Consider the following 11621-nt stretch of genomic DNA (forward strand, 5'->3'; position numbering starts at 1 on the left):
TGTTTAGCTTTTAAGTTCTTCAATTTCCTGTTTTAGTTCATTAAGTGAACCGTTCATCTCAACTCTGCGATTAAACTGCTTTTCTTTTTTCATGCGGTATTCTATTTTTGTTGCATTTCTTTCTTTGATACACACGTTATCTATTCTTGCAACAAGTTCATCTAAAGATTCATTCTTCTTGAAAGGAAGTGGAATAATAGCTTTGAGAAATGATTGATAAAGTGCACCCATATTAAGGACTACTGGCAGTTTCACTTTGTCAGAACTGTCATTTATCCACTCGGTTTTAAAGTAACTACTGATAATCCATTTGTTCTTGTCAGCTTCACTTGGGCGCTTATATGCTGCTACATATTTGCTCTTATCCTTATAGCTGAGGTGGAATAAAATTGGGGATGGTATGGCTTTGTCGATAGTCTGCAAGACTTCTTCAGCTAATGTACCTGTTTTGAGAATGATCGTAATGACCTGAATCTCATGCACTCCTTCACTAACTGGAAGGTTGAGTGTTGCTGGGGATAACTTATAGGCCCAGGTCATCTTCTCCACTTCCTTGGTAAACAATTCCTTTACTTTGGAGCTTGGAGTGGAATGCTCGTAAATCTTGGTTTTGGAAAGCATCCGTCCAAAGACAGCTCTTTTTGGGAAGTCATACAAAATACTCATACCTGTTCCTCTTGAACTACAAGGAAGGAAATGAGCTCAAAATCATCCAACCCTTTAATCGTGTCAACTAAGGCCGTGGTGTTAGTTCCAGAGAATAGACTGTCAATATCGTTGTCTTCCTTTACCTCGATCATTGATCGAATAGCTTGCCCCAGCAGATCTGAATAATGGACCATTTCCCTACCGTCATTGGTATCATAATTAAACCTTTTACAAACATCGTATATTGGACTGTCCTGTCCCTTGCAACTGCTTCTTGCCAGATCAAGCAACGGTTTTACCTGCGTGTGATCTGTGATAACCTCTCCATCATTATCGATATAGACAAGATAGTAAGGGTGCAGGCGGTTATGCTGGTTAACATTGACGTCCGAATTGCGGTTACGAAGGGTAAAGATAACTCCGGGGACCAAACCTATTTCCGGGTTTGATGGCACGACTGCGTGCAGCCCGCTTGGCAGGTGGCCTAAATCCCCATTTGTTTTAATATGGTTCAGCAGGTCCATGCGGAAATCATTCAGCCCCAGATCCGTGATATTTACCCCTGTTTTCAAGTCCTCCAGTTCTATGACTTCATCCTGCAGGCGGCGGAGCTGCTCTTTTCGATAGGAAACATCATTGGCCTGTGCGGAAAGCACATTATCATCACCTGTAGCAGTAACATCAGCAATGATCATTCGGTTCTCAACACGCTCTTTCAGATTGATATATTCATCGAGAGAAATATCGGGCCAATAGTTGACCAGCTGGATCGATTCATTTTGAGAACCAATACGGTCTACACGTCCAAAGCGCTGGATAATACGTACAGGATTCCAGTGGATATCATAGTTGATAAGGTAATCACAGTCCTGAAGATTCTGTCCTTCTGAAATACAGTCCGTACCAATCAATAAATCGATTTCTCCTGGTTCATCAGGGAGGATAAGAGCTTTTTCTTTTGAGACCGGAGAGAACATCGTTAAAATAGACTGAAAATCATATCCTTTTTTCAGAGTAGTTTTCGGTGCATCTTTGCCTGTAACACGTCCGGAGTGCACATCAATTTTGAGCAACTCTTCAGACAAGTTTGCATAAAGGTAATTAGCTGTGTCTGCAAAGGCGGTGAAAATGACGACCTTTTTATTGCCCGGATTTATCGGGTTTTGAATTTTCTCCTGAATGTGTCTTTTAATGTGCTGCAGCTTTGAGTCATCCTGAGGGGTGACTTTGTTCATTTCAGAAAGGAGTTCTGTTATTACAACCAAGTCATTCTTCAGATCATATTCCCATGATGGCAGATCCATGTCTGCCAGACTTACCTGTACCTTCCCTCCGATCATGAATTCACTCAATCCTGTAAGGTCATCATCTTCATCTTCAAGGTCTCCAAGAGAATCTGCCAGATCATGAATCGAAAGATCCGAACCTGACCGCTTGAATTGCTCTATTTTGGCGAGCATATCCTTATGCTTTTCTTCCAGGACTCCAAGCGTCAGTCTGAAAGACTCAACCGAACTTTCAAGGCGCTTCAATAGATTAGTCGTCATCAGTGACTGAAGGCTTTTTTCACGATCAGCTTGACGAAGTTTACCCTTTCCACCTTCAACAGAGGTATCATAAAGTTCTTCATATTTTTTCAGTCTACTTGAAAGGATGTAGTTGATAGGTGCATAAACAGAAAGTTTCAGCAGAGAAAGCTGTGCATAAATCTCATTAAAGCTCATTACATCAGAACGGTCTGTTAAGGGGCAACGAAATGACAGGGGTTTTCGTCTTATCGGAAAATTCCCAATGTCGGTTGTATCGTAGAATGTCTCAATATGCTTTCTGGAGCGGGCTATAGTAACACTGTCCAGCAGTTCGAAAAAATCAAATTCAAGAGCATCCAGAATTGATCTGGCTGTTCGCTCTTCAGGAGGCAATTTCGACCATTGATTAAAAACAGTTTGAGCGTGGCGGAATATCTCTTCAATACTTTTATCAGTTCTCAGCTTTTGGCTCAGATTCTCAGATTCTCCTTCATACGCAAGAGCAAGTTGATTGCGAAGGTCATTGAACTGATTGTTTACCGGCGTAGCGGAAAGCATCAACACTTTCGTTTTAACGCCGTCACGGACCACTGAGTTCATCAGTTTCTGGTATCGTGTCTCTTTATCCTTGTAGGTATCGTTGTTACGGAAGTTATGAGACTCATCTATGACTACGAGGTCGTAGTTGCCCCAATTGATCTTATTCAGATCCAAGCCGGAAGATGTGCCTGTTCGGCGTGAAAGGTCCGTATGAAAAAGAACATCATAATTCAGACGGTCCTGTGCCAGTATATTTGTTTTGTAATTACTTCGATAGGTTTGCCAGTTATCCTCAAGCTTCTTTGGGCAAAGCACAAGCACAGAACGATTTCTAAGTTCATAATATTTTATGACTGCTAGTGCAGTAAATGTTTTGCCGAGGCCCACGCTATCAGCCAGAATGCATCCGTTGTAGCTTTCCAGTTTGTTGATAATGCCTGTAGCGGCATCCTGCTGAAAATTAAAGAGCTTATTCCATACAACAGTGTTCTTGTAGCCGGTCAGATCATTAGGAAGCACATCCTCGTTCAGATCTTCAAGAAATTCATTGAAGATGTTGTAAAGCATAAGGAAATAGATCTTTTCCGGTGAATTTTCTTTATAAACAGATTCAATGTGTGTACAGATACTGTCCGTCACATCCTGTAGCTTGGAATCGTCCTCCCAGATCATGTCAAAAAGATCCAGCCAGGTTTTAGTGGATATAGTATCATCAAACTTATTAATAAAATTAGAAACAGCGTCCCCTTGGCTGTACCCAAGGTCAACTGCAGTAAAACCGTGTAAGGGCATGTAAGATGTATCTTCATCATCCGTATTCAGACAGGCAAATTGCTGCATCGGAGCTTTTGTTGAATTCGAGCAAAACGTTGCTTTTCTTCGTATCCAGTCGGCACATTCTTTGGCTATTGCCCGTTGGGTAAGTTTGTTTTTGAGCTGAATTTCAAATTCACTTCCATATAGATTTTGTTCACGTTGTTTTTTAGGAATGTGAAATTCTCTACGCTCTCTAGATACTTTGTCTGTAACCTCGTTTGCTACAAAAGCTGGAGCAGTAAAGATGAACTCAAGAGACTCAATCTTTTCTAACTCTGTTTTTAAAGCTTCATAGGCATAAATGGAGAAACAAGAAGCAGCAATTTTTAGCTTCGTACCGGGCTCGAGAGTTTTTTTCAGATCATCTCCCCATAGGTCATTTATATTATCTAGTATTTGCATGCTTTTTCACCATCTATTTCTCCAAATATATTTCAGTACGTGACACACCATTTGCTTGCGATTTCATTTATAGACGTAGTTGTGAAAATCCTTTTACCTTTTTTGATATGGGATGAGACAACATTGCAATTGAGTACCCTCACAAAACGATGTTTTTCAAAAGGAATAGTAGAACCCGCTATTGCAAGTATTGATTTTACTTTTACTTCATCTTTTGCAAGGTTATAATAAAGTTTCTCTAATGAATTTCCATATTTGTAGTCGTTTAAATAGCGATATACAAGATAACCACTTCTCTGAATCTGGTCATATGGGGTATAAGATCCATCATTAAAGACATCTTGAGTATAATGATTACTCCAATTCTTTGTCTCAATTACGAATACTCCCGTAGGACCTACTACAAGGTGATCGATTTGGGCAGATTTCAAAGTTGAACCGTTAAACTTGATGTAGTCCTTCAATTCAATATACAAGTCGTTGAATAGATAATAATCATCGGAAAGTTTGCTTAAATTTTTAATAACAGCTAACTCTCCTAAAGCCCCTTTATATTCATTCGATTTCTTTATTTCTTCTATTTTACTAATTTGAGATACTAAGTGGGATAACCTAGATTCTACTTCTGCATCAGTATTATTTTCGAGATGATTAAGTCTGCTTTTTAGTAGATTTAATGATGAAAACGAATTTTCAAGTCTTTTATTTATTTCAATCTGTGTATGCGTCTCAAGATATTGTAATCTCTTGTAATAACGACGTAATTTCAATTTACTGAAAAAATAATGGAACAGGATTTTTATGTTAAATTCAATTGTTTTTAACTCTTCTGCTTCTTCTTTTAATTTCTCAGATTCTAAATCTATTTCTTTCATTATCTGAGGTTTTCGTAATTCTATAGTATTTTCGGCATCTTCTAATTTTGTATGTATGTCGTTTATTTCCAATTTAATTTGGTTAGAGATTATTGGTTTTTCTTCATTGTATTGTCTTTTAACATCTTTCGAGATAAAATCTATTTCAGTTAAATCCGATATTGGGAAACCCTTCTCTCTAGCAAGATTCATTAAATCTTTTTCTGCCCCTGACCTTCCCTATTGAATTACCACTCTTAATACTTCCTGATTGAGCTATAAATACAGAAATTAAATGCCAAATCATACATTTCTCAAATTTGAGGCTATTAATATATTTATTTTTATCTATTTTGTCATTGATTTTGAGTGTAACTTTAATTTTTGTTACAATTATGAAAATCACAGAATCAGGATAATGTCGATAAATCTTAATCAGGATTGGCATTACATCAAGAAAGATCTGTTAGAAATAATAGCATGAATATTTTAATCCCTCTCCAACCCGACTACATTCAATACCCCATCCTCTTACTTCTTGAAATCAATAGATAAACCACACTAAGAAGCAACAACACAATACACCCAATCGTCGTACTGATAATCACTGGATACTGCCCCCCAAATCCTTCAGGGGAAGTGTGCTTTAGCAATATTCCCGAGTAAGCCCAGACAATAACAAGTCCGTAGGCAACATCCCTGTTTTTCAGCATGGTCGCAAGGCCGATAACAAGTCCTAAAGCAATTACTATAACAGTCCAGGAAGCGTCACTCAAAATAAAGTCTTTCCAGCCCCAGCTGACAAGAAGTATAGTGGCATTGGCAATGGTTGCTACGGTGATCCATCCGAAGTAAACGCTAAATGGAAGCCTGATAAAGAAATATTCGTCTTTTGAAAACTGTTCCCTTCTTGTAAGCTGATTTATCAGGATCAGGCAAGTGAGGATCACGACCATCAGCAACATGGACAATGGGATTATTTCATAGTGCCATGCGAGGATCCAGGATGCATTGGCAATGGAAGATACAGAGAAGAGGATTCCAAGCTTATAGATGAGCTCGGTCCTGTCGGTGGCTGTATTTCCCTGAAAGATGCCGAGCTGGTAAAGGGTGTACCCTCCCAGTAACAGATATATGAGTCCCCAGATCGAAAAGGTTGCTCCTGCAGGGGCAAAGAGATTGGGGTAGGCTTCTGAGAGCTGGCCGGTGGTGATGTCGTTGATGGGGAGGATGTTGGCCAGTGCATTGACGGTGATCATTATCAGGAACGTTACTGCTGTGACGATTTTGATTGTTTGTTTTCTTTGGTTTGTGTTCATGATAGATTTGACCCCCGTCAATGCGAATATTACTATTGATTTAATCTGTTAATATTTCTTTAAATAATTTTTTACAAAAGTCACAACTTGTTCTGCTGGAATTTCTGTTTTTCAAGATGATGGAAGTTTAAAATCAAAAAGTTGTAATTTTCAAATAATAAGATGTACAAATAGATAAATTTATATTTACTGTACATTCTTACAATATATCTGTACTAATAATTTTATATGTTGGTAGAGGGGCACTAAATTGGTTTTAAACATAATGCAGGTTGATCAATCCGAATTAACGGATGGAGAAAAAAGGATAGCTAACAAGATAAAACAAATCTATAAGGACGCAAAATGGAATGCTTATCTCTATTATCAACCTCGCATAAAAAAGTGGAATCCAGACTTCATTTTGATTGATGAATACAAAGGCGTTTCGATTATTGAAGTCAAAGATTGGAGTTTGGATTATGTCGATGAGATGAATCCATTGAATGCAGTTGTTAATGGTAACACTAGACATAATCCCATCTACAAAGCAAATCTCTATTTCAACGCTGCAAAGAGTAGGTTACAAAACCAAGCTTCATTGCTTGATGAGAAACGCGAGTTGAAATATGGCTTATATTCAAATGTAATTCTTCCTAATATTAAGTCACAAGAACTCGAAGAATACGAGGAATGTCTATTCCAACCCCCTTCAAAGTGCATAACATCTGAAAATATAACCGATCTTACAATCAACGATCTCTTTTCTGAAGAGGTTCAGTATATTAATGAATATAATTTTTCAGTTATGAGAAGCACCTTTTTCCCAGAAATTAAAGTCAAAACTGTACAAAAGGAGCTTTGGGAATATGGCCGAAAAAATACAACTGAGAATAGTATTATCAAAACCTTGGATGTTGAACAGGAAAAATTCGCTAGAAGAATTCCATATGGACATTACATGGTTTCTGGAATTCCAGGAAGTGGGAAAACTGTTATTCTTTTGGCTAGAGCTGTACACCTTGCCAGAGAAAATCCAAATTGGAAAATTAAGATTTTAACTTACAATAATTCACTCGCAGATAAGCTGAAAAGTAAGCTAAAATCAATCCACGAAGATTTAGATCTTATGGGAGTGAAGTATCAGAATATCGAAATTTCAACATTCCACAGCCTTGCAAAGTCAATTGCAGATGTTAGCATCATACCAGATCCGCTTCCAGATAAATATTGGGAATTAATATTGCCATACAAAGCAATCGAAAAAGCGCAAAATGTCCAACCAGTTTGTGATGCAATCTTAATCGATGAATATCAAGATTTCCATGATGCATGGATGAAGCTTTGCTTGCTATTATGTGAAAAACATGATTACAATGGTCAAAAAACTGAAAACATATTTTTAGCAGGCGACAGGCTGCAGAGTATCTACAATCCCTCAACTCATAACTGGAAGAGTTTGGGAATCAATATTGTAGGACGATCTAAACTTCTAAAAACATCATATCGTTCCGGAAGTACTCATGTGAATCTGGCTTTAGATTATTTAATGGAAAATCCATCAACAAAAAAGGAAGTAGAGAACTTCTATGAAGGAAGAGATGGAATTTGTTGTAATTTTGATATTGACAACAATATAGAATTTATCAAAGGCAATTCCAAAGTCATCAATAATCTATTAGAAGATTTATTGAAAAATCCACAATACAATCCTAGTGATATTCTAGTATTGCTTCCGAACAATAATCTTCGCAACAAACTGTATCGAATGATGAATGAGAATATACAATCAAATTCTATAGCTTCAAAACATCTTGACGAAAATAAAATGAATTTTGTCACATACCACTCTGCTAAAGGTATTGAAGCTAAAGTTTGCATCCTTGTCGATGTCGATAAAGTCAAAGACAAGAAACTTTTATACGTAGGAATGACTCGTGCTTCTGAAAAATTGATAATTCACTCTCCTGATTCAGAAGGTGGACCCGTTTTTAATGAGCTGATAGAATGCTACAACCAAGTGTCGTTTGATTCATCTTTATCCTTTGAAGATGAGAAAGCATTCGAATCTGCAAAACCAGTTAACAAATTAGAAGAAAATGATAAAAAATTCAATCTCAATATGATCAGAAAAGTTTACAAAAATGCATATCAGAAATGGACTCCTGATGAAGAATCAAAATTAACCAAAATGTACACTTCTGGGAAGAAAGTTAGTGAAATTGCTTCTGAGTTGGGAAGACAGAATGGTGGAATCAAAGCAAGACTCGAGAAGTTAGGTTTAATCAAATAAAAAATGTGGATTTTAAAACGCATCTTTGATTTTCGCTTAAGTTCCACTATAAAGTGGGATGAGGATTATCTCCGAAAGATGAAGTAGCAAATCTTTTACTTGTCCTATATAAGGGTGGACAATCTGAAATGAAATAATCAGGATATTTTTACAAGAGCTACTTTTGAAAAATTATCTTCAAAACAAGACAAATTGAACCGAATATTCATTTCTCTCTTCTTCAATTACTGATACATCTCCTTCAAAGAAAATATACATCACTAACAAAAATCTATTTATTGCATAACCAGAGAGTGATATGTAGAGTTTTATTCGAGGGGGTTCTTTTTGTGGAGTGGGACAACAATGAGTTAGAAAAAGATGCTGAATTGCTTATAAATTTACTGAATGATGAAAGCAAGAATATTCGAAGGAGTGCAGCAAAGGCTCTTGGTGAAATTGGAGATGTAAATGCAGTAGAACCTCTTATAAATTTACTGAATTATGAAAGCAAGGGAGTTCGGATTAGTGCAGCAAAGGCTCTTGGAATAATTGGAGATGAAAGAGCAGTAGAACCTCTTAATAATGCGCTGAAGGATGAAAGCAAGGGAGTTCGAATTAGTGCAGCAAAGGCTCTTCGTGAAATTGAAAGTGTAAGAGAATCCGAAACTTTTATTCAAACTATGAAAGTTTCTCCATCGATAGCTCGTCGCGCTCAACCAAAAGCATTCAAAATGTTTTCTCTCCCAGAAGAGGAATTCGAAGCAAATAAACCTAGAATAAAAGTAGTGGAATTTGATAAAGCAAGATTCGAAGAGGTAATTGCGCACAAAGAGATTCCGAAACCTGAGATTAGACTTGTTGAGAAAGAAACTAGAAACCCTACTCCTCGATATGCTGATCTTACCTTTTTCCATTATAAAGGGAAAGTTCTTGGAGAAAAAATAGAAAAGGGCTATCCTCTACAAGCGGAAAAATGGCATTGTCTACAAGTTGCCGTGCGGGAAAAGCCTACTGGGATTTCATTTTTGGGAAAAAGGCAGGGAAGTATCAGGGAACCGAAACAGAAGCAAGATGTGACGGTTATGGTGACTGCGGAGGCAGAGGATGAAAATGTTATTAGAATTGAGGAACCAGTGCAATACTTGAGGCTTCCTCCTCAGGGAGATTCTACGAAGAATGCTTACTTCAAAATAAAGCCTCTCTGCAAGACTTCAAGTTCTAATAATTTAGCCAAAATTAGAGTGCGTCTGTATTATGAGTTCAACATGCTCGAGGTTGATGTAATCAGTGCCGAAGTCGTAGGGAAAATGGATGACCCTACATGCTCCCAGCTGGAGCTGGAAAATCCTGTATCTTTCAAGCAAGAAAGGCTGGAGCGGGAATACGTGGATTTTGACTCTGTCCGGCCCAGGGTCATGCATATTGACATCAGCAGACGAAGGGAAAACTACTATTTTACATTCGCTTTTTACAAAGCCTTGAAACGAAAGGTCGAATTTTCAGCCCCTGTTCCCCTCTCTGAAAATGATTTGGAATCTGATCTGGTTTGCATCAGGAAGCTCTGGTATGACATCGCGCTGAGTGATACATTTTCTAATCAGGTTGAGGGGAATAAATTTGAATTTTACAAAAACATGCAGAAGCTTGCAAAGGAAGGGCGTGGTCTCTGGACAAAGCTTTTCCGGCAGGAAACAAACAGTGCCATGTATAAAATAGGTAAGTGGCTGGAGAAACATCCCCTGGAAGAAGGGGGGATCATCCAAATTTCCATCCAGGAAGAAGCCTCTAATTTCGTCTTCCCTTGGGCTCTGCTCTATGACAGAGATGTGGCTAAGCGTGCATCCGAACTGGAATATGAAGGTTTCTGGGGTCTGCGATACTGCATCGAACAACAACCACCTGGATATTTCAGGTCTCCTATTGATGCCGAAAATCCTGTGCCTCTCAGGAAGCCTGATGAGCCTCATTCCTTCCAGAGCAGTCTTAAAATGGCTTTCATGCTATGGGAGAAGTTCAGGAATGCGAAAGAGCAAAAAACCCTTATGAAAAAGCTGGCCAAAGAAAGCAAGGGGACTTTTGAAGTTACTGGCCCTATTACAGATGAAGATAGCTGCTACGAACTCTTGGAAAACTGCAATTCCGATATACTATACTTCTACACTCATGGCTACACCCGACACAGAATGGCGGATGTAGGGGTGGGACCGAATCTGGATTTTTTTGTGAAACAATATGAAAAGCTGGATCAAGATTCACCTCTGCGCAAAACCTATAAGCTGCTCTATGATAGCATAAAAAAAGGCAGTTTTGAACCTGAACGCTCCTGGATAGGGCTAAGCTATGGGAAACTCTACCTCCGTGAACTCTATGAACATGTGAGCAATTTTTACGCCAGTCCTCTAGTAATCTTGAACATGTGTGAATCTGCCCAGGTAACACCTTCACTTTCTGATAGCTTTATCCATTTCTTCTTGGACCGGGGTGCCTGTGCAGTCTTAGGGACCGAATGTCCGATGACCGTTGAGTTTGCTCATCCATTTGCAGAAAAGTTCTTGGAAGACATACTTTCTGGAGAAGAGGTGGGCAAGGTCCTCCTTGAAGCAAGATGGCATTTTGTAAAGCTTCACAATCCGCTAGGACTTGCTTACACACTTTTCGGCCCTGCTACAGTCTGCTTTAGTCCTCCTGTGCTATTGAAATGAACTGTTTCTATGTAATTAAAACCGGAAAATTGAGAGAAACAAGTAAAGGAGTAAGAAAATGTCAGAAATGAGTGAACAGTCTGAATTGAACATAGAGGCCAGATTGGCCGTGGAGAAACTATTGAAAGCCGATGAAAACCAGCTTTATGTGGAGCTTGGCATCCGCTCTCAAGCGATCGCAAAAGATTTTGCTGTGAGTAGCGCTTTCGAGCCGGAAGTTGTTTATGAGGAAGCTGAGATGGGGTTCATTGACGACTTGAAGGAATTCGGAAAGCGAATCTATAGGCGACTGGAGCAAGAGATGTACAACCTATTTTGCAAATCTACTGCAGAGGATGAAGAAGACCTTAAAAAGTTTGCCAACGCTTTCAATATTGGAGAGACTGAGGTTGCGGCAGTCATGACTGCCCTACTTGTCACCCAGTTCGGCATGGCCCCGGCAGTTGCACCTGTAATAGCAGCACTTGTTATCAAACGTTTCTTCGACCCAGTCTACGAAGAGTTCTGCATATTCTGGGGTGAAAAAATCTCAGAAATAGACTGAAAAGGAAAAAAGA

7 protein-coding genes are annotated in these 11621 nt (G+C 38.7%); 3 read left to right on the plus strand and 4 right to left on the minus strand.

The window, feature by feature from the left end; genetic code table 11:
• Nucleotides 1-3 precede the first annotated feature (3 nt).
• The 4 genes from E7X57_RS05590 to E7X57_RS05605 form a co-directional block, all read right to left on the minus strand.
• The gene (locus E7X57_RS05590) at nt 4-666 is read right to left on the minus strand and encodes a DUF4391 domain-containing protein (protein WP_135611466.1); all 663 of its coding nucleotides are present in this window, start codon (nt 664-666) and stop codon (nt 4-6) included.
• Nucleotides 663-3935, minus strand: coding sequence for a helicase-related protein (locus tag E7X57_RS05595; protein WP_135611469.1), 3273 nt, complete (start codon nt 3933-3935; stop codon nt 663-665). Before E7X57_RS05595 ends, E7X57_RS05590 begins: the two co-directional genes overlap by 4 nt.
• Before the next feature lie 32 nt (nt 3936-3967).
• A complete protein-coding gene (locus E7X57_RS05600) occupies nt 3968-5002 on the minus strand; it encodes a nuclease-related domain-containing protein (RefSeq protein WP_210409036.1) in 1035 nt (344 codons plus the stop codon).
• Between the two features lie 302 nt (nt 5003-5304).
• Nucleotides 5305-6108 (minus strand): tryptophan-rich sensory protein, encoded by an 804-nt coding sequence (locus E7X57_RS05605; RefSeq protein WP_135611472.1) that lies wholly within the window; start codon nt 6106-6108, stop codon nt 5305-5307.
• A 250-nt stretch (nt 6109-6358) separates the two neighbouring features.
• Here E7X57_RS05605 and E7X57_RS05610 point away from each other — a divergent pair, with 250 nt between their 5' ends.
• The 3 genes from E7X57_RS05610 (at nt 6359) to E7X57_RS05620 (ending at nt 11608) form a co-directional block, all read left to right on the plus strand.
• Complete coding sequence (locus tag E7X57_RS05610; RefSeq protein WP_135611475.1) at nt 6359-8380, plus strand: nuclease-related domain-containing DEAD/DEAH box helicase; 2022 nt, start codon at nt 6359-6361, stop codon at nt 8378-8380.
• A gap of 329 nt (nt 8381-8709) precedes the next feature.
• On the plus strand, nt 8710-11064 hold the full coding sequence (locus E7X57_RS05615; protein ID WP_135611479.1) for a HEAT repeat domain-containing protein: 2355 nt from the start codon (nt 8710-8712) through the stop codon (nt 11062-11064).
• A 58-nt stretch (nt 11065-11122) separates the two neighbouring features.
• Entirely contained in the window at nt 11123-11608 is a 486-nt protein-coding gene (locus E7X57_RS05620) for a hypothetical protein (RefSeq protein ID WP_135611482.1), read from the plus strand.
• Nucleotides 11609-11621: the final 13 nt, after the last annotated feature.

This window comes from Methanococcoides sp. AM1, assembly GCF_900774055.1.
GTDB lineage: Archaea > Halobacteriota > Methanosarcinia > Methanosarcinales > Methanosarcinaceae > Methanococcoides.

Excerpts from the sequence above, each read along its gene's own strand:
- E7X57_RS05590 (WP_135611466.1), bottom strand. The coding sequence starts at position 666 with ATGAGTATTTTGTATGACTTCCCAAAAAGAGCTGTCTTTGGACGGATG.
- E7X57_RS05595 (WP_135611469.1), bottom strand. The coding sequence starts at position 3,935 with ATGCAAATACTAGATAATATAAATGACCTATGGGGAGATGATCTGAAA.
- E7X57_RS05600 (WP_210409036.1), bottom strand. The coding sequence starts at position 5,002 with ATGAATCTTGCTAGAGAGAAGGGTTTCCCAATATCGGATTTAACTGAA.
- E7X57_RS05605 (WP_135611472.1), bottom strand. The coding sequence starts at position 6,108 with ATGAACACAAACCAAAGAAAACAAACAATCAAAATCGTCACAGCAGTA.
- E7X57_RS05620 (WP_135611482.1), top strand. The coding sequence starts at position 11,123 with ATGTCAGAAATGAGTGAACAGTCTGAATTGAACATAGAGGCCAGATTG.